Annotated in this window: 16 protein-coding genes; 11 read left to right on the top strand and 5 right to left on the bottom strand. The window is 70.1% G+C overall.

From position 1 onward, the window contains the following. Positions 1–143: 143 nt before the first annotated feature. From ACGFNK_RS11330 to ACGFNK_RS11315, 4 genes are all read right to left on the bottom strand, one after another. The gene (locus tag ACGFNK_RS11330) at positions 144–1,931 is read right to left on the bottom strand and encodes an ABC transporter ATP-binding protein (RefSeq protein WP_393414331.1); all 1,788 of its coding nucleotides are present in this window, start codon (positions 1,929–1,931) and stop codon (positions 144–146) included. Further along, positions 1,928–3,724, bottom strand: coding sequence for an ABC transporter transmembrane domain-containing protein (locus ACGFNK_RS11325; RefSeq protein ID WP_393414328.1), 1,797 nt, complete (start codon positions 3,722–3,724; stop codon positions 1,928–1,930). Before ACGFNK_RS11325 ends, ACGFNK_RS11330 begins: the two co-directional genes overlap by 4 nt. 73 nt (positions 3,725–3,797) lie before the next feature. Beyond that, complete coding sequence (locus ACGFNK_RS11320; protein ID WP_393414325.1) at positions 3,798–5,666, bottom strand: ABC transporter ATP-binding protein; 1,869 nt, start codon at positions 5,664–5,666, stop codon at positions 3,798–3,800. Further along, positions 5,663–7,609, bottom strand: a complete 1,947-nt coding sequence (locus ACGFNK_RS11315) for an ABC transporter ATP-binding protein (protein ID WP_393414322.1) — start codon at positions 7,607–7,609, stop codon at positions 5,663–5,665. The genes ACGFNK_RS11320 and ACGFNK_RS11315 overlap by 4 nt, the downstream gene beginning before the upstream one ends. A 185-nt stretch (positions 7,610–7,794) precedes the next feature. Here ACGFNK_RS11315 and ACGFNK_RS11310 point away from each other — a divergent pair, with 185 nt between their 5' ends. From ACGFNK_RS11310 to ACGFNK_RS11280, 7 genes are all read left to right on the top strand, one after another. Then, on the top strand, positions 7,795–8,706 hold the full coding sequence (locus ACGFNK_RS11310) for an ABC transporter ATP-binding protein (protein WP_393414319.1): 912 nt from the start codon (positions 7,795–7,797) through the stop codon (positions 8,704–8,706). Further along, positions 8,703–9,440 carry an ABC transporter permease gene (locus ACGFNK_RS11305; RefSeq protein ID WP_393414316.1) on the top strand — a complete coding sequence of 246 codons (738 nt, stop codon included), beginning with the start codon at positions 8,703–8,705 and terminating at the stop codon, positions 9,438–9,440. The genes ACGFNK_RS11310 and ACGFNK_RS11305 overlap by 4 nt, the downstream gene beginning before the upstream one ends. Before the next feature lie 25 nt (positions 9,441–9,465). Beyond that, positions 9,466–10,722 carry a sensor histidine kinase gene (locus ACGFNK_RS11300; protein ID WP_393414313.1) on the top strand — a complete coding sequence of 419 codons (1,257 nt, stop codon included), beginning with the start codon at positions 9,466–9,468 and terminating at the stop codon, positions 10,720–10,722. Next, on the top strand, positions 10,712–11,344 hold the full coding sequence (locus tag ACGFNK_RS11295) for a response regulator (protein ID WP_393414310.1): 633 nt from the start codon (positions 10,712–10,714) through the stop codon (positions 11,342–11,344). The genes ACGFNK_RS11300 and ACGFNK_RS11295 overlap by 11 nt, the downstream gene beginning before the upstream one ends. Positions 11,345–11,629: 285 nt before the next feature. Then, a complete protein-coding gene (locus tag ACGFNK_RS11290) occupies positions 11,630–13,279 on the top strand; it encodes a M4 family metallopeptidase (RefSeq protein WP_393414307.1) in 1,650 nt (549 codons plus the stop codon). 80 nt (positions 13,280–13,359) lie between these two features. Next, positions 13,360–13,878, top strand: a complete 519-nt coding sequence (locus tag ACGFNK_RS11285) for a DUF1990 family protein (protein WP_393414305.1) — start codon at positions 13,360–13,362, stop codon at positions 13,876–13,878. A gap of 6 nt (positions 13,879–13,884) precedes the next feature. Then, positions 13,885–14,136, top strand: coding sequence for a DUF6188 family protein (locus tag ACGFNK_RS11280; protein ID WP_393414302.1), 252 nt, complete (start codon positions 13,885–13,887; stop codon positions 14,134–14,136). Positions 14,137–14,222: 86 nt separating this feature from the next. On the opposite strand, the gene glgP is transcribed toward ACGFNK_RS11280, so the two are convergent. After that, entirely contained in the window at positions 14,223–16,850 is a 2,628-nt protein-coding gene (glgP, locus tag ACGFNK_RS11275; RefSeq protein WP_393414299.1) for an alpha-glucan family phosphorylase, read from the bottom strand. Positions 16,851–17,274: 424 nt separating this feature from the next. On the opposite strand from glgP, the gene ACGFNK_RS11270 reads away from it, so the two are divergent. The 4 genes from ACGFNK_RS11270 (at position 17,275) to ACGFNK_RS11255 (ending at position 24,390) form a co-directional block, all read left to right on the top strand. Beyond that, positions 17,275–18,474, top strand: coding sequence for a S8 family peptidase (locus tag ACGFNK_RS11270; protein WP_393414296.1), 1,200 nt, complete (start codon positions 17,275–17,277; stop codon positions 18,472–18,474). Positions 18,475–18,676: 202 nt separating this feature from the next. After that, positions 18,677–21,082 carry a maltotransferase domain-containing protein gene (locus ACGFNK_RS11265; RefSeq protein ID WP_393414293.1) on the top strand — a complete coding sequence of 802 codons (2,406 nt, stop codon included), beginning with the start codon at positions 18,677–18,679 and terminating at the stop codon, positions 21,080–21,082. Further along, on the top strand, positions 21,079–22,779 hold the full coding sequence (treS, locus tag ACGFNK_RS11260) for a maltose alpha-D-glucosyltransferase (protein ID WP_393414290.1): 1,701 nt from the start codon (positions 21,079–21,081) through the stop codon (positions 22,777–22,779). The genes ACGFNK_RS11265 and treS overlap by 4 nt, the downstream gene beginning before the upstream one ends. A gap of 213 nt (positions 22,780–22,992) precedes the next feature. After that, on the top strand, positions 22,993–24,390 hold the full coding sequence (locus ACGFNK_RS11255; protein ID WP_393414287.1) for a maltokinase: 1,398 nt from the start codon (positions 22,993–22,995) through the stop codon (positions 24,388–24,390). Positions 24,391–24,418 lie beyond the last annotated feature (28 nt).

Below are 24,418 nucleotides of genomic sequence, written 5' to 3'. Positions count from 1 at the left end.
CGGGGCGCGACAAGCCACGACGGACTGGCATCCGCGACACGACAGTCACCCCCACCCCCTGGCGGGGGCCTGGGGGCGCAGCCCCCAGTTTCGGGAAGGGGCGGGCCTGGGGAAAACAACCCCTCCCCCCATGGGCCGCGCCGTCAACTGCCGGACGCCTGTCCATGCCAGGAACCCCACAGCGCCGCATACGCCCCACCCGCCGCCACCAAGCTCTCATGCGTCCCCACCTCCGTCAGGCGCCCCGCCTCCATGACCGCAACCCGGTCCGCATCATGGGCCGTATGCAGACGATGGGCGATCGCGATCACCGTGCGCCCAGCGAGCACGGCCGCCAGCGCATGCTCCGTATGACGAGCCGTGGTCGGGTCGAGAAGCGCTGTCGCCTCGTCGAGGATCAGCGTGTGCGGGTCGGCCAATACCACCCGCGCCAGAGCCAGTTGCTGAGCCTGAGACCCATCCGGACGGTGCCCGGCGGGCCCCAGCTCGGTGTCCAGGCCGGATGCCGGCTCGGAAACCCAGTCCGCGCCCACCGCCGCAAGCGCCGCCCACAACTCGGCGTCACCGGCTGACGGTTCGGCGATCAGCAGGTTGTCGCGGACGGTCCCCAGGAACACATGGTGCTCCTGGGTGACCAGCACAACCTGCCGTCGCAACTGCTCAGGCCCGAGCGCAGCGATCGGCACCCGCCCCACCGTCACCGTCCCGGAACTCGGCGCATCGATCCCCGCAAGCAGCCGGCTCAACGTGGTCTTGCCCGCACCGGACGGACCGACGATCGCCAGCCGCTCCCCCGGCCGCACCGTCAGGTCCACTCCGCGCAGCACCTCGCCCCCACGGTCGTACGCGTACCGCACCCCTGTGACATCGATCCGGTCGTCCTCCGGCGTGGGAGAGGACGCCGCCGAAGCCTGCGGTGCCCGCCCCAGTCCCTCCACGCGGGCGAACGACGCGCCACTGCTCTGCAACTGCTCGACCCGCATCAGAATCGTGTCGAGCGGTGACTCGAGCTGACGCAGATACAGCGCCGCCGCGATCACCGCACCCAGGCTCATCAGTCCGCGCTCGTGCAGGACACTGCCCGCCAGCAGCACACCGGCCACGGGAACGACGTACGAGAACTCCACGACGAGGAAGAACACGGAGCGCAGGTACAGCGTGTACATCCGGGTGCGACGGGACGTCTCGAGCGCCTCGCGGCTCGCCGCGATCCGCCGCCCCTGAAGCCCGAAGGCTTCGACCGTGCGGCCCCCCGCGGCGGTGGCCGCCACGATCTCGGCGACCTCCGAGGTGGCGGCACCCTCGGCGAGATACGCGGCGCGGGCCCGGCGCAGATACCAGCGCAGTACGAACCAGATGCCGATCTGACCGAGCACCGCACAGGCACCGAGCAGCGGATCGAGGAAGAAGACCGCGCCGAGAATGAACAGGCACTGCACCGTGGAGATCAGCAACTCGGGGCCGGCGTCGCGCAGCGTGGTTCCCACCTGGGCGACATCAGCCGTGCCACGCGCGGTCAGATCACCCGTGCCCGCCCGCTCCACGACCGAGGCGGGCAGCGACAGCGCCCGCTCGACGAACTGCTCACGCACCCGCGCCAGCGTCCGCTCCCCGAACCGGTGCCCCACATAGCGGGCCCACCGCGCCAGCAGCAACTGCGCCAGCGCGCACAGCAGAATGGCGAGGGCCAGCCGGTCCACGACATCCACGCCACCGCCCGCCCTGACCTCGTCGATGATGCGGCCGAGCAGCCAGGGGCCGACGAGTCCGACGGCGGCGGCCAGCACGTTCAGGACGAGCACGGCGCCGAAGGCGCGCCCGTCGGCCCGGATCAGCCGCCCCGTCGCCCGCCGCACATCGGCCGGTTCGGCGACGGGCAGCTGACCGGAGGACTGCTTCGCAACCGAGGTCTCCGAAGCCACTGAAGTCACCGAACGGCCTCCCCTACACCCGCATCCACATCCCCGACCGTGTCCACATCCCCGTCCGCGACCGCGTCCGCCTCCTCAACAAGGTCCCCGTCCTCGTCGTCATCGCGAGCCACGAGCGCCCGGTATCCGGGCTCCTCGTCGAGGAGCCGATGATGGCTCCCGCTCGCCACGACCTTGCCCTCGACCAGGTAGAACACGGTGTCCGCCCGGTCCAGTACGAGCGGCGAGGTGCTGGTCACCACGGTCGTACGGCCCGCGCGCTCGGCCCGCAGCCGGTCCGCGACGGCGGCCTCGGTGTGGGCGTCGAGCGCCGAGGTGGGTTCGACGGCGAGCAGCACTTCGGGCTCGGCCAGCAGCGCCCGTACGAGCCGTACGCGCTGCCGCTGGCCGCCGGACAGGCTGCGGCCCTGTGCGTCGACGGCCGAGTCGAGTCCGTCGTGCAGGCCTTGGACGATGTCGTCGGCCGCGGCCGCGTGCACGGCGCGGGCGATGTCCTCCTCGGCGGGGTCCCGGCTGCCGGACACCAGCTCCCGCAGCGTGCCCGCGAACAGGTCCGCCTCGTTGTCCGCGACCAGGATGCGTAGGCGGATCTGCGCCAGTCGGATCTCGTCGAGGCGTACGCCGCCCCAGGTCGCAGCCGACTCGGCGTACCGGCCGAGGCGGTCGATCACGGCCGCGGACTCGGCGGGACGGGCACCGGCCAGCGCGGTCAGCCGGCCGGGGGGCACCCGCACTCCGGACTCCGGGTCGTGCAGCACCGAGAGCTCTGCGGGAGCGTCCCGTGTGCCGTGGTCGGCGGCCGGCTCCAGTCGCAGGAAAGCTGCGACGCGCCGCGCGGCCACCAGTCCGCGGCTGATGCCGTAGCCGCACTCCACGAAGAACGCCACCATCGGCACCAGGACGGCGACATAGCCGTACACCGACACCAACTCGCCTACGGTGAGCTGCCCTTGAGCCGCCAGCCGGGCCGCCAGCCAGGTCACCACGGCGAGGAACACCGTCGGCAGTCCGATGCCCAGCGCCTGGAGCCAGCTGGTCACCGCCCCGACCCGGTAGCCCTGGGCCCGCAGCCGTTGCGAGTCCCGGTGGAAGGCGTCGGCGACCAGCCCTTTGCCGCCCAGGCCGTTGAGGACGCGCAGTCCGCTCGCGAGGTCGCCGATGCGCGCCGTCAGCACGCTCTGCCGTTCGCGGTACGTGGTCTCCGTGCTCTGCAGCCGCCCCAGCAGCGGACCGGCGATGACGGCGATGACCGGGATGCCGAGCAGGACGACTCCGGCCAGCAGGGGGGAGAGCGTCAGCAGCAGCCCGGCGACGACCATGTAGGCGACGAGTGCGCCGACTCCGGGGCCGACCACGGTCAGGGAGCCGCTGATCGTCTGCACGTCGCCGACGCCGATCGTGACGACCTCCCCGGCCCCGACCCGGCGTGACAGTGCGGCGCCCAGCCGGACCGCATGCCCGACCACGACCTTCACTGTGCGGAAGTTGGCGTCCATCCGGAGTCTGGTCATGGTGCGGTGCCGCATGATGCCCAGCCAGGCGTTGAACGCCCCCAGGCCGAGCAGGGCCGCGGACCAGCCGATCAGCGCGGCCCGGTCGCCCGGCTCCAGACCGTCGTCGATCGCGCGGGCCAGTAGATACGGCGCGAGCGCCATGAGCACCAACCACACGCTGCCCAGCAGCGCACCGGCGGCGGACCGGCCCGGCTGGATCCTGACCAGCCACCACAGATACCGGCCGCCGCTTCGGCAGTCGGGCGTACCCGGATCCCCGTACGCATCGATCTGCCCCACCCGTTGACCACCCTCCCCATCGACCGACGGCCATCAACCGACCGCTGACATGCCACGTCGCCAGAGCGCGCCCCTAGACCAAGCTGTCCCGCCAGGCCTGGTGCAGATCCGCGAACCTGCCGGTCGCGGCGACGAGTCCGGGGGGCGAGCCGTCCTCGACGATCCGTCCGTGCTCCATCACCAGCACCCGGTCGGCGATCTCCACCGTCGACAGGCGGTGCGCGATGACGACCGCCGTGCGGCCCCGCAGGACGGTCGACATGGCGCGCTGGACGGCCCGTTCACCGGGGATGTCCAGGGAACTGGTCGCCTCGTCGAGGATCAGGACCGCCGGGTCGGCGAGCAACGCCCGGGCGAACGCCACGAGTTGGCGCTGACCTGCCGAGATACGGCCGCCCCTCTTGCGTACGTCGGTGTCGTAGCCGTCGGGCAGGGCAGCGATGAAGTCATGGGCGCCGAGGGCCTTCGCGGCGCGCTCGATCTCCTCGCGGGTGGCGTCGGGGCGGCCGATGGCGATGTTCTCGGCGACCGTGCCGGAGAAGAGGAAGGCCTCCTGGGTCACCATCACCACACCGCGCCGCAGTTCGGGCATCGCGAGCTCGCGCAGGTCGACGCCGTCCAGGAGGATGCGGCCGACCGTGGGGTCGTAGAAGCGGGCCAGGAGTTTGGCGAGCGTCGACTTGCCCGCGCCAGTCGAGCCGACCACGGCGACGGTCTGCCCGGCGGGCAGCGTCAGGTCGAAGCGCGGCAGCACCTCGCCGCCGGTGCGGTAGCCGAACCGCACGCCGTCGAAGACGACCTCGCGGCCCGGTTGTGCGGAGGCGAGTGCGGGCAGGGGCTTCGGCTCGGCGGGCTCCGGAACCGTGGGCGCCTGGGCGAGCAGGCCCGCGATCTTCTCCAGTGAGGCGGCGGCCGACTGGTAGGAGTTGAGGAACATGCCCAGCCGGTCGATGGGGTCGTACAGGCGGCGCAGATAGAGGACCGCGGCTGCCAGTACGCCGAGCGCCAGCGACTCCGATGCCACCCGGTACGCGCCCCACAGCACGATCGCCGCGACCGTCGTGTTGGCGACCAGCCGGGACTTGACGACGTAGCGGGCCATTTCCAGCAGGGCGTCGCCGTTCTTGCGCTCGTGCCGGTGGTTGAGGACCCGGAACTCCCTGTCGTTGCTCTCCTCGCGGCGAAACGCGCGCACCGGCCGGATGCCGTTCATCGTCTCGGCGAACTTCACGATCACGGCGGCGATCGCGGTCGAGCGGATGGCGTAGACGCGGCCCGCGCGGCGCCGGTACTGGCGGATGAACAGGTAGAGCGGCGCGAACGACGCCACGGCCACCGCTCCGAGGCCCAGGTCGAGCCAGAGCAGCATCGCCGAGATGTAGATGAAGGAGATGATGACGGTGATGAGTTCCTGAAGGCCCTCGTCGAGCAGCTCGCGCAGGGACTCGACGTCCGTGGTGGAGCGGGAGATGAGGCGGCCCGAGGTGTAGCGCTCGTGGAAGTCGATGCTCAGCGCCTGGGCGTGGCGGAAGATCCGGCCGCGCAGGTCGAGCAGCACGTCCTGGTTGACGCGTGCGGACGCGGTGATGAACGCGTACTGGAGCCCGCCCGAGGCCAGCGCGCACAGCAGATACCCGACTGCCACCGCGATCAGCGGCCCGTGCCGGTCGTCCCTGAACGCGGGGACGGCACGGTCGATGGCGTACGCCACGAGCAGCGGGCCCGCCTGCACCGCCGCCTGCTGGAGCAGGAGCAACAGGGAGGTGAGGGCGACGCGCGCCTTCATCGGGGCGAGCAGGGAGCGCAGCAGGGCGGCGGTCGCGCCCGGTGGAGTGGGGAGGGCGTCGCGGTCGAAGGCGTCGCCTGCCTCCGGGGGGTCACCGGCGGGCCGGTCCTTGCGGGGTTCCTGGTCCGGCGCGGTGGTGGTGGGCGCCGCGGTCATCGGTGGTCCTCCTTTTCCGCGACGGTCTCGCTGTACGCGACGGTCTCGACGTACGCGCCGCTCTCACCGTCCGCTTCCGGGTGTTCGGCTTCCGGGTGTTCCGTGCCGGACATCAGACGGGCGTACTCGGCGTTCGTGCGCAGCAGTTCGTGGTGTGTGCCGATCGCGGCGATCCGGCCGCCGGAGAGCAGGGCCACGCGGTCGGCGAGCAGGACCGTGGACGGGCGGTGCGCCACGATCAGGGCGGTCGTCTCGGCCAGTACGCGGCGCAGGGCGGCCTCGACCGCGGCCTCCGTGTGCACGTCCAGCGCGGAGAGCGGATCGTCGAGCACGAGGAAACGGGGGCGGCCCACGACGGCCCTCGCCAGCGCGAGGCGTTGACGCTGGCCGCCGGAGAGGCTGAGGCCCTGCTCGCCGACCTGGGTGCCGGTGCCGTTCGGGAGGGCGTGGGTGAACTCGGCCTGGGCGATGGCCAGGGCGCGCTCCAGCTCCCGTTCCCCGGCGTCCGGTGGAGCGCCCATCAAGACGTTCTCCCCGACGGACGCCGAGAACAGGGTGGGCTCCTCGAAGGCCACGGCGACCTTGGAGCGAAGTTCCTCACGGGGCATCGCCGTGATGTCCTCGCCGTCCAGCGTGATCCGGCCCGAGGTCACCTCGTGCAGACGGGGGACGAGGGCCGTGAGGGTGGTCTTTCCCGTCCCGGTCGCGCCGACGAGAGCCATGGACTCGCCGGGGCGGATGTGGAGGTCGATCCGGTCGAGTACGGGAGGAACGTCGGCGGGGGCGTCGGGATAGCGGAACGACACGGAGTGGAACCGTAGACCGCCCGCGCTCTCAGCTGAGGCGGCGTCCTCGGGCGACACCCGGCTGCCCGTGCTCTTCAGGCTCTCCGTACTCTCCGGCTTAGCGTCCATCACCTCGAAGTACCGCTCCGTCGCCGTCGCCGCCTCCTGGGTCATGGCCAGGAGGAAGCCGATGGAGTCGACCGGCCAGCGCAGCGCCAGCGCGGTCGAGAGGAAGGCGACGAGCGTGCCCGCGGACAGCGCGCCGTCCGCGACCTGCACCGTCCCGAGGACCAGCGCCGCCCCGATGGCCAGCTCCGGCAGCGTCATGATGACGGCCCAGATCGCGGCGAGCAGCCGTGCCTTGAGCAACTCGGTGCCGCGCAGGGTCCCGGACAGCTCCCGGAAGGCCCGCGCCTGGCTGCGGTGCCGCCCGAACCCCTTGATGATCCTGATCCCGAGGACGCTCTCCTCGACGACCGTCGTCAGATCGCCCACCTGGTCCTGCGCGAGCCGCGCGACAGCGGCGTACCGCTTCTCGAAGACGGCGCATACAATGATCACAGGCACGGCCGGCCCCAGGATCACCAGGCCGAGCGTGAAGTCCTGCGCCAGCATGATGAGCACGCCGACGACGATGGTCACGCTGTTGACCAGCAGGAACGTCAGCGGAAAGGCCAGGAACATACGCAGCAGCATCAGGTCAGTCGTGCCCCGCGAGAGCAGCTGGCCGGAGGGCCAGCGGTCGTGGAAGGCGACCGGCAGCCGCTGCAGATGCCGGTACAGATCCGCCCGCATCGACGCCTCGACACCGGCCAGCGGCCGGGCCACCAGCCACCGCCGCAGTCCGAACAGCAGCGCCTCGGCGAGCCCGAGCAGCAGCAGGGACAGCGCCCCCAGCCACACCCCGCGCGGATCCCGGTCGGCCACCGGCCCGTCCACGATCCACTTGAGGACGAGCGGGATCACCAGCCCCGTACACGAGGCGAGTATCGCGACGAACGCCGCCGTGAACAGCCGCGCCCGCACGGGCCGTACGTACGGCCACAGGCGCAGCAGAATCCGTACGACGGAACGGTCGCCGTCGCGGCGACCGGCCAGGGCCGCGTCCTTGGGGTTCGTGAGGTCCTTGTCATCGGTGACTGCGGGTGTAGTGGCCATCAGTAGTGAGCCTACGGATCGGCACTGACACAGCCCACCGAGTTTCGGCCGGTCCTGCGCTCGTCCGGAGGACCTAGGACCGCTCCGACCTGCTCAGTCGTAGTCCCGTATCAACCGATCGGCCGATGTGCGTTCGAGCGAGGCGGCCGATGTGCACCACCCCGGCCGCCCGGGACCCTCGATGCATGACCAGCGAACCCGTCATCGAAGTCACCGGACTGCGCAAGTCGTACGGAGGGAAGGCCGTCGTCGACGGGATCTCCTTCGCCGTCGAGGAGGGGGAGATTTTCGGCATCCTCGGCCCGAACGGCGCCGGCAAGACGACCACCGTGGAATGCGTGGAGGGCCTGCGGATCCCCGACGCGGGCCGCGTACGCGTCACCGGCCTCGACCCCGTCGCCGACCACGACGCCGTCAGCCGCGTCCTCGGCGCCCAGCTCCAGGAGAGCGAACTCCAGGAGAAACTCACCGTCCGCGAGGCGCTGGAGCTGTACGCCGCCTTCTACCCGAGCCCCGCCGACTGGCGCCCGCTCGCCGAACGCCTTGGCCTCACCGGCAAGTTGGACGCCCGGTTCGGCAAACTCAGCGGAGGCCAGAAGCAGCGCCTGTTCATCGCGCTCGCGCTGATCGGGGATCCGAAGGTCGTCGTGCTCGACGAGCTGACCAGCGGACTCGACCCGCGGGCCCGCCGTGACACCTGGGAGCTCATCGAGGACATCCGTGCGAACGGCGTCACCGTCCTCCTCGTCACCCACTTCATGGAGGAGGCGCAGCGCCTCTGCGACCGGATCGCGGTCATCGACCAGGGCCGGATCGCCGCGCTGGACACACCCCGAGGGCTGATCAGCCGCGCCACGAACGCCACCCTCATCAGCTTCACGCCCTCGGTCCCGCTCGACGAACGCGAGCTGGCCGCGCTGCCCGCCGTGGCCTCCGTCGAGAGCAAGGACGGCCGGATCACCCTCGGCGGCACCGACGAGACCGTCAACGCGGTCATCACCCTGCTCGCCCGGCAGCACATCACGGCCCATCAACTCCGCGTCACCGACGCCACGTTGGACGACGCGTTCCTCGATCTGACGGGAGTCGCACGATGAGCAGCACCGCCGTGCTGAAGGCCGAGGCCCGGCTCTTCGGCCGCGAACCCGGGGCCCACTTCTGGATCCTGGCGTTCCCCACCCTGCTCCTGGTGATTGTCGGCAGCATCCCGGCGTTCCGCACCACCCAGGACGACCTCGGCGGCATCCGGCTCGTCGACGCGTACGTACCGGTGACCGTGCTGCTCGGCATGATCGTGGCCGGTCTGCAGTCCCTGCCCCCGGGCATCACCGGCTACCGCGAACGCGGCATCCTGCGCCGTATGTCGACGACCCCCGTGCGCCCGAGCGCCTTGCTGTCCGCGCACATGGGGCTGCACGGCGCCGCCGCCGTGCTGTCGGCGCTGCTGGCGCTGTCCGTGGGCCGGATCGTGTTCGACGTGCACCTGCCCCGCCAGCCCTTCGGATACGTACTGGCGCTGCTGCTCGCCGTGGCGGTCGCCCTCGCTTTGGGTGCCCTGCTGTCGGCGCTGGCCCGCACCTCGAAGGCGGCGACGGCCGTCGGTACCGCGGCGTTCTTCCCGAGCATGTTCTGCGCGGGTGTCTATATACCCGTCCAGACGATGCCGGATGTCCTCGCCCGCATCGTCGAGTTCACCCCGTTCGGCGCGGCGGCCCAGGCCCTGAACGAGGCGGCTGCGGGCGACTGGCCGGGGTGGGACCACCTGGGGGTGCTCGTCGCCTGGACGGTGCTGCTCACGGCTGCGGCGGCGCGCTGGTTCCGCTGGGAGTAGGCGGTCGGCCGTGCAGACTGAAGGCATGACCGCGGCGGACACGGACATCGAGCGGCGCTGGGAACTGATCCGCACCAAGGGGCCGTACGGGCTGCTCGCGGTCGGCACGCTCCTTTCGGTCGCCGCGGCCGAACTGACGCCGAGCACGGCGGAACGGAACGCGGTCGCGGTGCTGGTCGCCGCGGGTTTCGCACTCCAGCTGTGGTGGGGCCGGGCCAGTCGCGCCCGCCCCGGCCCCTCCACCGCCGGCACCGTGTACTACGCCGTGCGCTGGGCGCTCGGCTTCGCGCTCACCTGGCTGAATCCCTTCTTCGCGTTCTACGCGGTCACCGGCTACTTCGACTCCGACGAACTGATCCCGGGGCGGCGCCTTCGGTGGTTCGGCCCGTTCGCCTGCTCGATCGTGGTCTCCGGCTCGCAGGCCGGAGGGCTGCCGTTCTATGAGCCGGTGCAGTGGGCCGTGTTCGCCGGGCTCCTGGTGGTCAACAACGTGATCCTGACGGTGGTCGGCCACCTCACGTCGCAGCAGGAGGAACGCTCCCGCGCCCGGGCCGCCACCATCGCCGAACTCGAGCGCACCAACACCGCGCTCCAACAGGCCCTCGACGAAAACGCCGCCCTCCACGCCCAACTCCTCGTCCAGGCAAGGGAAGCGGGCGTCGCCGACGAGCGCCGCCGGCTCGCCGCCGAGATCCACGACACCATCGCCCAGGGCCTGACCGGGATCATCGCCCAGCTCCAGGTCGTCGCGAACGCCCCCGACCTGGACATCGCCCGCACCCACCTCGAACGTGCCTCCGCCCTGGCCCGCGACAGCCTCGGCGAGGCCCGCCGCTCCGTGCAGAACCTCGCGCCCGTGGCCCTGGAGCACGACGGGCTGCCTCAGGCGCTGAAGAAGACGGTCGCCGAATGGGCCGAACGGACGGGCATACGCGCGGAGTTCACAACCACGGGCACCGCCGAGCTCCTGCACGAGGAGGTCGCGGCGACCGTGCTGCGCATCGCCCAGGAGGCCCTGTACAACGCCGCCCGGCACGCCCACGCAAGTCGCCTGGGCGTCACCCTCTCCTTCATGGGCGACGAGGTGGTCCTGGACGTACGCGACGACGGCCGCGGCTTCGACCCCCTCGCTCTCCCCTCCCGGGGCGGCCACGGCGGCTTCGGCCTCGACGGCATGCGCGCCCGCGCCGAACGCATCGCCGGGTCACTCACCGTTGAGTCCGAACCGGGGCATGGTACGGCGGTGTCGGCTCGCGTACCGTTGGTACGCCATGAGCGATGACGCCATCACCCTCCTCATCGTCGACGACCATCCCGTCGTACGGGACGGTCTGCGCGGCATGTTCGAATCAGCACCTGGATTCACGGTGCTGGGCGAGGCGTCGAACGGCGTGGAGGCCGTAACGCTGGCCCAGTCCCTGGACCCTGACGTCGTGTTGATGGACCTCCGCATGCCCGGCGGCAACGGCGTGGAGGCCATCGCCGATCTGACCCGCCAGGGCGCCCGCGCCAAGATTCTGGTCCTGACGACGTACGACACGGATTCCGACACCATCCCCGCGATCGAGGCGGGCGCGACGGGCTACCTCCTGAAGGACGCCCCGAGGGACGAACTCTTCAGCGCGGTACGCGCGGCGGCGGAGGGCCGTACGGTCCTGTCTCCAGCGGTGGCATCCCGCCTGGTCTCAGCAGTCCGGGCCCCCGCCAACGAGCCGCTGTCGGCCCGCGAACGCGAGGTCCTGACACTGGTGGCCAAGGGCACCTCGAACCGCGAGGTCGCCCGAGTCCTCTTCATCAGCGAAGCCACGGTCAAGACGCATCTCACGCACCTGTACGCCAAGTTGGGGGTCAAGGACAGGGCGGCGGCGGTGGCGGTGGGGTACGACCGAGGAATCCTGGGCTGAGCTCAGCGCCCCGTAGGGGCGCGGGGAACTGCGCGACAAGCCACAACGAACCCGCACTCGCCCACGAACTCAACTCCCCACCCCCGTAGGCGCCCGCCGCAGGCGAACGGACGTTGGACGAATTCCGGCCAACATCCATTCACCCCACTGACATGCACACGCCTCACCTGGCACTCTTCACCTCACGCGGCACTCCCGCACAGCTGCCGCAGGCACCCCGCACCGCCCCTTCACCCGTTCGACGGGCCACCCATGCCTGTCGGGCACCCCCACAAAGGAGCTTGTGTGACCCCCCTCTACGCGCGTCACAAGCGCACAACTCTGGCCATCGCCACCGCCGTCGCGGCCGGAGCCCTGCTCTCCGCCGGTCTGACCACCGGCGCCACCGCTCAGTCCGGCGCCAAGCCGCCTGCCAAGACGCAGCTCGCCGGCGCCCCGGTCCAGTTGTCCGCGGAAGCCCGTACAAGCCTGATCAAGAAGGCCGACGCGGCGACCGCCGAAACGGCGGACGAGATAGGCCTCGACGCCAAGGAAAAACTGGTCGTCAGAGACGTCGTCAAGGACGCCGACGGCGCCACGCACACCCGCTACGAGCGGACGTACGACGGACTCCCCGTTCTCGGCGGCGACTTGGTGATCCACGAGTCCAAGTCCGGCAAGACGGAAGGCGTGACCAGAGCGACGAAGGCCGACATCAAGGTCACCGACGTCACGCCCGACATCGCCAAGTCCACCGCCGAGAAGCAGGCGTTGAAGGCCGCCGAGGCGGAAGGCAGCAAGAAGTCCGCGGCCGACAAGGCCCCCCGCAAGGTCATATGGGCCGCGAGCGGCAAGCCGGCCCTCGCGTACGAGACGGTCGTCGGCGGCTTCCAGCACGACGGCACCCCGCAGGAACTGCACGTCATCACGGACGCCACCACGGGCGAGAAGCTGTACGAGTGGGAGGCGATCCAGACCGGCACGGGCCACAGCCAGTACAGCGGCGACGTCACCATCGGCACCTCGCAGTCGGGCTCGACGTACCAGCTCAACGACCCGACCCGGGGCGCCAGCAAGACGTACGACCTCAATCGCGGTACGTCCGGCACCGGCACACTCTTCACCGACGCCGACGACACCTGGGGCACGGGCGCGGCCTCCAACGCCCAGACCGCCGCCGTCGACGCGCACTTCGGCGCGCAGGTCACCTGGGACTTCTACAAGAACGTCCTCGGCCGCAGCGGCATCAGGAACGACGGCAAGGCCGCCTACTCGCGCGTCCACTACGGCAACGCGTACGTCAACGCCTTCTGGTCCGACGCCTGCTTCTGCATGACGTACGGCGACGGCGCGGGCAACGCGAAGCCGCTGACGTCGATCGACGTGGCGGGCCACGAGATGACGCACGGGGTCACCTCCAACACCGCGGGCCTCAACTACAGCGGTGAGTCAGGCGGGTTGAACGAGGCGACGTCCGACATCCTCGGCACGGCGGTGGAGTTCTACGCGGCCAACTCCTCCGACGTGGGCGACTACCTCATCGGCGAGAAGATCGACATCAACGGCGACGGCACGCCGCTGCGCTACATGGACAAGCCCAGCAAGGACGGCGACTCCAGGGACAGCTGGTCCTCCAACCTAGGCGGCATCGACGTCCACTACTCCTCCGGCCCGGCGAACCACTTCTTCTACCTGCTGAGCGAGGGCAGCGGCACCAAGACGATCAACGGAGTCACCTACAACTCCCCCACCTCCAACGGCTCCACGATCACCGGCATCGGCCGCGACAAGGCGATCCAGATCTGGTACAAGGCGCTGACCGAGTACATGACGTCGACGACGAAGTACGCGGGCGCCCGCACCGCGACGCTGAGCGCGGCGAGCGACCTCTACGGCTCGACGAGCACCGAGTACAAGGCGGTTCAGGCGGCCTGGGCCGCGGTCAACGTGAACTGACGCTCTGCCGGTCACCGCACGCACGCACATGGGCAGCCCCCGAAAAGAAGGCGTTCCGGGGGCTGCCCTACGCTGCTCCCATGCCCTCCACGGAAACGCCCTTCACGTACGACGACGTGGGCGCGACCCGCGAGAACCGCACCCCGCCCGGGTTCCGCCCCCTCGACGTCAGAAGCCGTATCGGCGAGGGCCGTGACGTCTTCGAGGCGGCATCCCGAGCGGTCATGACCTGGGAACTGCACCGGGCGGTGGGCGTCGGCATCGCCACCGACGCGGACAGGGCCGCCCCCGGCGTCGACGTGACCGTCACCCTCGGCGGCCTCATCAAGGCCCCCTGCCGCGTCGTCTGGACCGTGGACGAACACCGCCGAGCCGGCTGGGCCTACGGCACCCTCCCCGGCCACCCCGAGTCCGGCGAGGAAGCCTTCCTCGTGGAAATGACCGGCGACGGCACGGTCTGGCTGATGATCAAAGCCTTCAGCCGGCCGGCGAAGTGGTACGCGCGGGCGGGCGGGCCGGCGACACGGGGGTTGCAGCATGCGTATGCGCGTAGGTGCGGGGTGGTGTTGCGGCGGTTGCATGGGGGTGACGAGGTCTAGCGCGGCATGAACCTGAACCTTCGGGGTCAAGCAATTGCCCGCGTCTGCTTCGACGCGGGTCTCACACTCCTGACCAGCGGGGATTACGAGCTGCGCGTCGAGAACGAGGCGGTTCTTCAACTCTCGGGCGGGGATCATGTGTCTTTCGATCCGGAAGCCCCGGACGGTGCGGCTCCTCATCTCGTCCGACTGAACGGTGACGTGATTGCCGAGGCTGAGGCGGGAAAAGCCGGGGATCTCACCTCCCTGGCCAGGTAGGCCGGTCGCGGAAAAACCTGCGACTGCCTACCTGGGGGTCGGCGGCATCGGACAGTGCGCCGCACGGCCGTCAGGGTTCGCCATGCTCAGCGCATCAAAACCCCCGGCGCCTCCACCAACTCCTCCGAAGGAACCGCCACCAGCCCCAACTCCGCGCTCGACGCCAGCAGCCGATGCGTAGGCAGGATGCGGACCGTGTAGCCGAAGGGGCCCGTGCGGTCCAGGGAGAGTGGGCCCTCGTAGAGCCAGCGGCCCTCCTGGTCCGGGCCGCCCGCCGGTTTCAGGGGGACCGCCGTGCCGTCGGTGATGCGGTCCCCCGAGTCGACTCGGCCCGAGACCGCCTGGACCTCGACGTCGTCGGGGACCAGGTCGCCCAGGCCCACTCGAACCCGTAGCGACATCGTCGTGCCGAGCTCCGCCGTCGTCGTCGCCGCCGATGTCTCCACGTGGTCGACCGTGACGCGTGGCCACGCCGCGCGGACGCGGGACTTCCAGGTCGCCAGCTCACGGGCGGAGGAGGTGTCCATGGAGCGGTGGGCGCGGGCCGCGGGGGCGTAGAGGCGTTCCACGTACTCGCGGACCATGCGGCCCGCCAGGACCTTCGGGCCCAGCAGCGTCAGCGTCTGGCGGACCATCTCGATCCAGCGGTCGGGGAGGCCGCCGGGGCCGCGGTCGTAGAAGCGGGGGGCGACGCGCTGCTCCAGCAGGTCGTACAACGCCGACGCTTCCAGGTCGTCACGGCGGTCCTCGTCCGTCGCCGCTGTGCCGTCCGCCGTGGGGATCGCCCAGCCGAAGTCCGGCTGGAACCATTCGTCCCACCAGCCGTCCAGGACCGACAGGTTCAGGCAGCCGTTCAGCGCCGCCTTCATGCCGGACGTGCCGCACGCCTCCAGGGGGCGCAGCGGGTTGTTGAGCCAGATGTCGCAGCCGGGGTAGAGCTTCTGGGCCATCGCCATGCCGTAGTCCGGGAGGAACACGATCCGGTGGCGTACGCGCGGGTCGTCCGCGAAGCGCACCAGTTCCTGGATGAGGCGCTTGCCGCCGTCGTCCGCCGGGTGCGCCTTGCCCGCCACCACGATCTGGACCGGACGCTCGGGATGCAGCAGCAGGTCCAGCAGCCGGTCGCGGTCGCGCAGCATCAGCGTCAGGCGCTTGTAGGACGGGACTCGGCGCGCGAAGCCGATCGTCAGTACGTCCGGGTCCAGCACGCCGTCGATCCAGCCGAGTTCGGCCGTGCCGGCGCCGCGCTGACGCCAGGACGCGTTCAGCCGCTCCCGTACCTCCGTGACCAGCTGCTCGCGCAGCACCCGGCGCAGTTCCCAGATGTCCTGGTCGGGGATCTCCGCCACGGCGTCCCAGCGGTCCGAGGCGCCGACCGTCATGGCGTCCTCCGTCCGCTGCGCGCCGATCTGGCGGGCGCCGAGCCGGAAGACCTCGGGCGCCACCCAGGTGGGCGCGTGCACCCCGTTCGTCACGGAGGTGATCGGCACCTCGTCGGGGTCGAAGCCCGGCCAGAGCCCGGAGAACATCTCCCGGCTGACGTGCCCGTGCAGCAACGACACCCCGTTGGCCCGCTGGCCGAGCCGCAGGCCCATCACCGCCATGTTGAAGAGATTGGGCTCGCCCCCCGGATACGTCTCCATCCCGAGCTGGAGAATGCGCTCCACCTCGATCCGCGGGAGCTCCGCGTCGGGGCCGAAGTGCCGGGCCACCAGCTCCCGGTCGAAGCGGTCGATTCCGGCGGGCACGGGGGTGTGGGTCGTGAAGACGGTTCCCGCGCGGACCGCCTCCAGCGCGGCGTCGAAGTCCAGGTCTTCATAAGAGAGTTCGTGAATACGTTCAAGACCGAGGAATCCCGCATGCCCCTCGTTCGTATGGAAGACCTCCGGCCGCGCGTGCCCGGTCAAGCGGCAGTACGTACGGACCGCACGCACCCCGCCGATCCCCAGCAGCATCTCCTGCAGCAGCCGGTGCTCACTGCCACCCCCGTACAACCGGTCCGTCACGCCGCGCTCGCCGGGGTCGTTCTCCTCGACGTCCGAGTCGAGCAGCAGCAGCGGAACCCGGCCCACCTGTGCCAGCCAGATACGGGCCCGGAGCGATTTCTCGCCGGGCAGGGCCAGCGAGACCTGGGAGGGCGTGCCGTCCTGTTCGCGCAGGAGCGACAGCGGGAGCTCGTTCGGGTCGAGGACCGGATAGTGCTCCTGCTGCCAGCCGTCCCGCGACAGCGTCTGCCGGAAGTAACCGTGCCGGTAGAGCAGTCCGACACCGATCAGGGGTACGCCGAGATCGCTGGCCGCCTTGAGATGGTCCCCGGCGAGGATGCCGAGGCCGCCGGAGTACTGGGGCAGCGCGGCCGTGATGCCGAACTCGGGTGAGAAGTAGGCGATGGCGGCGGGCAGTGCGGACGACTGGGACTGGGACTGGTACCAGCGGTCGCCGGTCACGTAGTCCTTCAGGTCGTCGGCCGCAGCGGCGAGCCGCCGCAGGAAGCGCCGGTCCTCGGCCAGCTCGGCGAGCCGTCCGGGCGAGACGTTCCCTAGGAGACGCACGGGATCGTTTTCGGAGGCGGCCCAGCGCTCGGGGTCCACGGACTGGAAGAGATCACGGGTCTCGGCATGCCAGGACCAGCGCAGATTGCGCGCCAGATCACTGAGCGGGTGAAGGGCTTCGGGGAGTACGGGACGCACGGTGAACCTGCGGATGGCCTTCACGAGCTTCCACCTTCACGGGGGCCTACGCGGCAGCGATGCGCACGCTTACGCATGCGCGACTTTTGTCACCCATGACGTTAGCGGCGACTGCCTCCGGCAACCACGGCGCGATTCGTTCCGCGGGAAGCGCAGTACTTCGACTGCGGCTCGGTTGTGGCTGGTCGAGCCCCGCGGCGAAGCCGCAAATGTCACGGCCCCGCGCCCCTGACGGGGCGCGCCCCATCGCGCCGCACAAAACCCGGCTTGAAATCGCCGCAACCTTCACACGTAAACCACGCGAGATATGGCCGATTCCGCCACGCCGTGCGGCCTTGTGGCACGTCACAGCACACGAGAGGCTGCCAACGGCGATCCGACCTGTACCTGTCAGGGCATACGCAAACTGCGGTCGGAGCACGCCGAGTTGAGGAGGGGAACTCACACCATGGCAGTGACGCACAAAAGGCGTCTGTCCTGGGCGGGAGGCCTCACCGCGGCCATCACGGCCGCGGTGCTTTCGGCCACCACCCTGCCCGCACAGGCCGCCCCACTGGGGCAGATACTGGGCGCCGACGCCCCCGGCTCCGTCAGTGACAGCTACATCGTCACGCTCAAGGGCGGAACGAAGGCCCCGTCGAACGCGGGCAAGGACCTCGTCGAAACGTACGGGGCGAAAATCAGCCACACCTACAGCACCGCGATCAATGGCTATGCGGTGAAGGTCGGCGAGCAACAGGCCAAGCGCCTGGCCGCCGACTCACGCGTGGCCTCGGTCACGCAGGACACCAGAGTCAGTCTCGATACCCAGCAGACGAACCCGCCCTGGGGCCTCGACCGCATCGACCAGCCGAACCTGCCGCTGGACAAGAGCTACACCTGGCCGGAGTCCGCGGGCCAGGGTGTGACGGCGTACGTCATCGACACCGGGATCCGGACCACGCACGAGGACTTCGGCGGCCGGGCGAGCTCCGGCTGGGACTTCGTCGACAACGACGCCACCGCGCAGGACGGCCAGGGCCACGGCACGCATGTGGCGGGCACGATCGCCGGCACGACGTACGGCGTGGCGAAGAAGGCCAAGGTCGTCGGTGTCCGCGTGCTCGACAACGAGGGTTCGGGCACCACGGCCCAGGTGATCGCGGGCATCGACTGGGTGACCAAGAACGCCCAGAAGCCCGCGGTGGCCAATATGAGCCTGGGCGGCTTCGCGAACGCGCAACTCGACGCCGCCGTCCGCAACTCCATCGCATCCGGCGTCACCTACGCGGTCGCGGCCGGCAACGACGGACTTCTGGCGAGCCTGTACTCGCCGGCCCGGGTCCAGGAAGCCATCACGGTCGGCGCGAGTGACGCGGCGGACGCACGGGCGAGCTTCTCGAACTGGGGCAGCCGGCTCGATCTGTTCGCACCCGGCGTGGACGTCACCTCCGCGTCGAACGCGAGCGACACCGCGAAGGCCACCTTCTCCGGTACGTCGATGGCGTCGCCCCACACCGCGGGTGCGGCGGCGCTCTATCTGGCCGATCACGCTACGGCGAGTCCCGCCGACGTGAGCAAGGCACTTGTCGCGCAGGCCGCGTCCGGGAAGATATCCACCGCCGGCCTCGGCTCACCGAACAAGCTCTTGCAGGTCAGCAACCCCTAAGTAGTTGCGCATTCACCGACCGGCCTCGTCCGCCGTGTATCACTGGACGGGGCCGGTCTTGTGTGCGGAGATACGCGCGAGTAGTTAACAACGTGCCGGATTGCCCACCCGATTAGGGTGGGAAGGCTCCCCGATACGCCCCGCAGGACCAACCTCCCCACATGCCATCCGCCCACCCACGTTGACGCGGACAGGAGCGGTCATGCCCGCCACGCACCACTCGTCATCACCTCCGACGCACAGCACCAGCACACCCCCCGCAAACGGGGCGAAAGCCGGCCCGCCACAGCGGGCCGCGGCCGAGAAGCCGGAACAGGCAGCAGCCGAAAGGACCGGAAAGGCTGAGGCCACCCCCGCAAAGGCGGCGGAGGCCTCACCCGCGAAGGCGGCCAAGGCCACACCCGCCAAAGCCACGAAGGCCACGAAAGCCGCCAAGCCTGCGAAGGCCGCCAAATCCGCGAAGCCGGCGAAGGCCGCCAAGCCCGCAAAGGCGAAAGCCAAATCGGCGAAGACCGCGACGCCGAAACCCGAATCGGCCCAGGACGGACCCACGGACACCACGCCACCGGACATCACGCCACCGAACGCCGCGCCACCCGGCGACGGCGCCGCCCTCATCGGACGTATCCCCGTCCTGGACGTCCGTCCCCTCGTGGCGTGCGGGCGGCGCCCCGCCAAAGCCGTGGTGGGCGAGGCGTTCGAGATCTCGGCAACTGTGTTCCGGGAGGGCCACGACGCGGTCGCCGCCAACGTCGTCCTGCGGGACCCGGAGGGCCAGGCCGGTCCCTGGACCCCCATGCGGGAGCTGGTCCCCGGTACGGACCGCTGGGGCGCCACCGTCTCCGTCCCGAAGGAGGGCCGCTGGACCTACACCGTGGAGGCCTGGGGCGACCCGATCACCACGTGGCGTCATCACGCGCAGATCAAGATCCCGGCGGGGATGGACACGGAGCTGGTCCTGGAGGAGGGTGCGCTGCTGTACGAGCGGGCCGCCGCCGGAGTTCCCGAGAGCCGGGGCCGCCGTGACACGATCCTCGCCGCCGCGGACGCCCTGCGCGACACCGCTCGACCCGCTGCGGCCCGCCTCGCCGCCGCCCTGACCCCGGACGTGGACCACGTCCTCGCCCGCCATCCGCTGCGCGAATTCGTCTCGTCCTCCGAGCAGTTGCCGTTGTTGGTGGAGCGGGAGCGGGCGTTGTACGGCTCGTGGTACGAGTTCTTCCCGCGTTCGGAAGGCGCCGTCGTCGAGATGGGCAAGCCCACGGTCAGCGGCACCTTCAAGACCGCCGCGCGGCGGCTGCCGGCGATCGCCGGGATGGGATTCGACGTGGTCTACCTGCCGCCCGTCCACCCCATCGGCACCACCTTCCGCAAGGGCCCCAACAACACCCTCAACGCCGGCCCGCACGACGTGGGCGTCCCGTGGGCGATCGGCTCCCCGGCCGGCGGCCACGACGCGATCCACCCCGACCTGGGCACCCTGGAGGACTTCGACGCCTTCGTGGCCCGGGCCGGCGAGCTGGGACTGGAGATCGCGCTGGACTTCGCGCTGCAGTGCTCCCCGGACCACCCCTGGGTGGACAAACACCCCCAGTGGTTCCATCACCGCCCGGACGGCACCATCGCCTACGCGGAGAACCCGCCGAAGAAGTACCAGGACATCTACCCCATCGCCTTCGACGCCGACATGGACGGCCTGATCGCCGAGACGCTGCGGGTGCTGCGGTTCTGGATGGACCACGGGGTGCGGATCTTCAGGGTGGACAACCCGCACACCAAGCCGGTCATCTTCTGGGAGCGGGTGCTGGCCGACATCAACCGCACCGACCCGGATGTGATCTTCCTGGCGGAGGCGTTCACCCGGCCGGCGATGATGCACACCCTGGCCCAGATCGGCTTCCAGCAGTCGTATACGTATTTCACCTGGCGCACCGGCAAGCAGGAGCTGACCGATTACCTCACCGAGCTGTCCGGGGAGGCGGCCGGCTATATGCGGCCGAACTTCTTCGTGAACACCCCGGACATCCTGCACGCCTACCTGCAGCACGGCGGGCGGCCCGCGTTCGAGGTGCGGGCGGTGCTGGCCGCCACGCTGTCGCCGACCTGGGGCATCTACAGCGGGTTCGAGCTGTGTGAGAACACCCCGGTGCGGGAGGGCAGCGAAGAATACCTGAACTCCGAGAAGTACCAACTCCGCCCGCGCGACTGGGAGTCCGCCGAGCGGGAGGGCCGTAGCATCTCCCCCCTCATCACCCGGCTCAACGAGATCCGGCGGAACAGCCCGGCCCTGCGCCAGCTGCGGGATCTCCACTTCCACCAGGCGGACCAGGAGGCGGTGCTGGTGTTCAGCAAACGGGCGGGGACGGACACCGTGCTCGTGGTGGCGAACCTGGATCCGCACCACACCCAGGAGGCCACGGTCTCGTTGGACATGCCGCGACTCGGCCTGGACTGGCACGAGACCGTGCCGGTGCGCGACGAGCTCACCGGCGACACCTACCACTGGGGCAGGGCCAATTACGTGCGCCTCGAGCCCGGCAGGCAGCCGGCGCACGTCTTCAAGGTCCTGCGACCGTCCTCACCGATCGGAGGGTCACCCACACCATGATCGTCAACGAGCCCGTTCAGGACACCTTCGAAGACACCCCCGCCAAGGACCGCGATCCGGAGTGGTTCAAACGCGCGGTGTTCTACGAAGTCCTCGTCCGCTCCTTCCAGGACAGCAACGGCGACGGCATCGGCGACCTCAAAGGCATCACCGCCAAGCTGGACTATCTGCAGTGGCTCGGCGTCGACTGCCTGTGGCTGCCGCCCTTCTTCAAATCACCCCTGCGCGACGGCGGCTACGACGTCTCCGACTACACCGCCGTCCTGCCCGACTTCGGGGACCTGGCGGACTTCGTCGAATTCGTCGACGCGGCCCATCAGCGGGGCATGCGCGTGATCATCGACTTCGTCATGAACCACACGAGCGACCAGCACCCCTGGTTCCAGGAGTCGAGGAGCAATCCCGACGGCCCGTACGGCGACTACTACGTGTGGGCGGACGACGACAAGCAGTACCAGGACGCCCGCATCATCTTCGTCGACACCGAGGCCTCCAACTGGACCTTCGACCCGGTCCGCAAGCAGTACTACTGGCACCGCTTCTTCTCGCACCAGCCGGACCTCAACTACGAGAACCCGGCCGTGCAGGAGGAGATGATCTCCGCGCTGCGGTTCTGGCTGGACCTGGGCATCGACGGCTTCCGTCTCGATGCCGTGCCGTACCTCTACCAGGAGGAGGGCACGAACTGCGAGAACCTCCCGCAGACCCATGAGTTCCTCAAGCGGGTACGCAAAGAGATCGACGAGCACTATCCGGACACGGTGGTGCTGGCGGAGGCCAACCAGTGGCCCGAGGACGTGGTCGACTACTTCGGCGACTACAGCGCCGGCGGCGACGAATGCCACATGGCCTTCCACTTCCCCGTCATGCCCCGCATCTTCATGGCCGTGCGCCGCGAGTCCCGCTACCCCGTCTCCGAGATCCTCGCCAAGACCCCCGCCATCCCCTCCGGCTGCCAGTGGGGCATCTTCCTGCGCAACCACGACGAACTCACCCTGGAGATGGTCACCGACGAAGAACGCGACTACATGTGGGCCGAATACGCCAAAGACCCCCGCATGCGCGCCAACATCGGCATCCGCCGCCGCCTGGCCCCCCTCCTGGACAACGACCGCAACCAGATCGAACTCTTCACCGCCCTGCTGCTGTCCCTGCCCGGCTCCCCGATCCTGTACTACGGCGACGAGATCGGCATGGGCGACAACATCTGGCTCGGCGACCGCGACGCGGTGCGCACCCCCATGCAATGGACCCCCGACCGCAACGCCGGCTTCTCCTCCTGCGACCCCGGACGGTTGTACCTCCCCACGATCATGGACCCGGTCTACGGCTACCAGGTCACCAACGTCGAAGCCTCCATGAGCAGCCCCTCCAGCCTGCTCCACTGGACCCGCCGCATGATCGAGATCCGCAAACAGAACCCCGCCTTCGGCCTGGGCTCCTACACCGAACTGCCCTCCACCAACCCCGCCGTCATCGCCTTCCTGCGCGAATACAAAGACGACCTGGTGCTGTGCGTGCACAACTTCTCCCGCTTCGCCCAACCCACCGAACTCGACCTGCAAGCCTTCAACGGACGCCACCCCGTCGAACTCATCGGCGGCGTCCGCTTCCCCGCCATCGGCGACCTGCCCTACCTCCTCACCCTCGCGGGCCACGGCTTCTACTGGTTCCGCCTGCGCAAGGACATGGCGTAGAAACAGATGGCGTGGATAGTTGGCCTCGCGCCCCGCAAGGACCCCGCCGACGGAGTCCGCGAGGGGCGCGGGGAACTGCGCAAAAGCGCAAAAACGACAGGCGGGGGCGGTTTTCACCGCCCCGCCCTGGGCACGCATCAGTAACACCCCGCCCACCCGCGTGAGCCGGAGCGCCCCGAAGGCGAACCGAAAAAGGGGAAAGGACGCGACGCCATGTCGGAAGCCGTCACCAGCCCCGCCACCACGAGCCCGGGCCTCCTCGCGTCCCTCGATCCACTGTTGCGTGAGTGGCTGCCGAGGCAGCGGTGGTTCGCGGGGAAGGGGCGCCCAGTGAGCGGTTTCTCGCTGGTCGCCGCGGTCGAGCTGCTGCCGTGGAACGCGAAACTGGGGCTGCTGCATCTGCTCGTACGGGCCCATCAGCCGCTCTCCGCCGCGCACGGCGCGCTGCCGCATCCCGGCGACTGCTACCAGCTCCTGATCGGTGTGCGCGAGACGCTCCCGCCGCGGCTGGCGCCCGCGCTGATCGGCCATCCCGAAGAGGGACCACTGGCCGGGCGGACCGTGTACGAGGCTCTGCACGACCCACGCGCCGCCGATCTGCTCCTCGAGGCGCTGCGGACGAGGACGCAGGTCGGCGCGCTGCGCTTCGAGCGCGACACCCGGCAGGAGCTCCGGGACGATCTGGTGCCACGGGTGGTGACGGCCGAGCAGTCGAACTCGTCGATCGTCTACGGAGATACGTTCATCCTGAAGCTGCTGCGCCGGATACTGCCGGGCGTCAACCCCGATCTGGAGCTGCCGCTGGCGCTGGCCCGTGAGCACTGCCCGCGGGTCCCCGCGCCGGCCGGCTGGATGGTCGGGGACCTGGACGGCGATACGTACGTCCTGGGTGTGCTGCAGCGCTTTGTGCGCGGGGCCACGGACGGCTGGGACCTGGCGCTGCGCGAGCTGGCCAAGGGCGAGGATTTCACCGGCGAAGCGCGGGTGCTGGGGCGGGCCACCGCCGAGGTGCACACGGCGCTGGCCCGTGCGCTGCCGACGGTCACGCTGGGCCACCACCAGATGGACACGCTCGTCGACGGCATGATCGAGCGCCTGGAGGCGGCGGTCCAGGCGGTGCCCGCGCTGCGTCCGTACGCACGCGGCTTGCGCTCCGCCTTCGACGCGCTCTCCGAGCTGGCGGCGGAGGGCGAGACCTGGACCGCGCAGCGGATACACGGCGATCTGCACCTCGGGCAGTGCCTGCGGGCCCCGGCCGGAGACTGGTCGCTGATCGACTTCGAGGGCGAGCCGTCGAAGCCGCTCGCCGAGCGCCGGCTGCCCCAGCCGACCGCGCGGGACATCGCGGGCATGTTGCGGTCCTTCGACTACGCGGCGCACTCCCACGAGCCGCTCGTGTCCGACTGGGCCGATCGCTGCCGGTCCGCGTACTGCACGGGATACGCCGAGGTCAGCGGCCGTGACCCGCGCTCCGAGCCGGTACTGCTGCGGGCGTACGAGACGGACAAGGCGATCTACGAGGTCGTGTACGAGGCCCGGCACCGGCCCGACTGGCTGCCCGTACCGCTGGCCGCGGTCCACCGACTGGCCGGCGGCCCCGCGGCACCCTGATCCGCCACACCTCACCCCGCCGAGGAGA

The organism is Streptomyces sp. NPDC048825, from assembly GCF_043198355.1.
In the GTDB taxonomy this organism is placed as follows: domain Bacteria; phylum Actinomycetota; class Actinomycetes; order Streptomycetales; family Streptomycetaceae; genus Streptomyces; species Streptomyces xiangluensis.
This window is presented reverse-complemented; position numbering and strand designations above follow the sequence as displayed.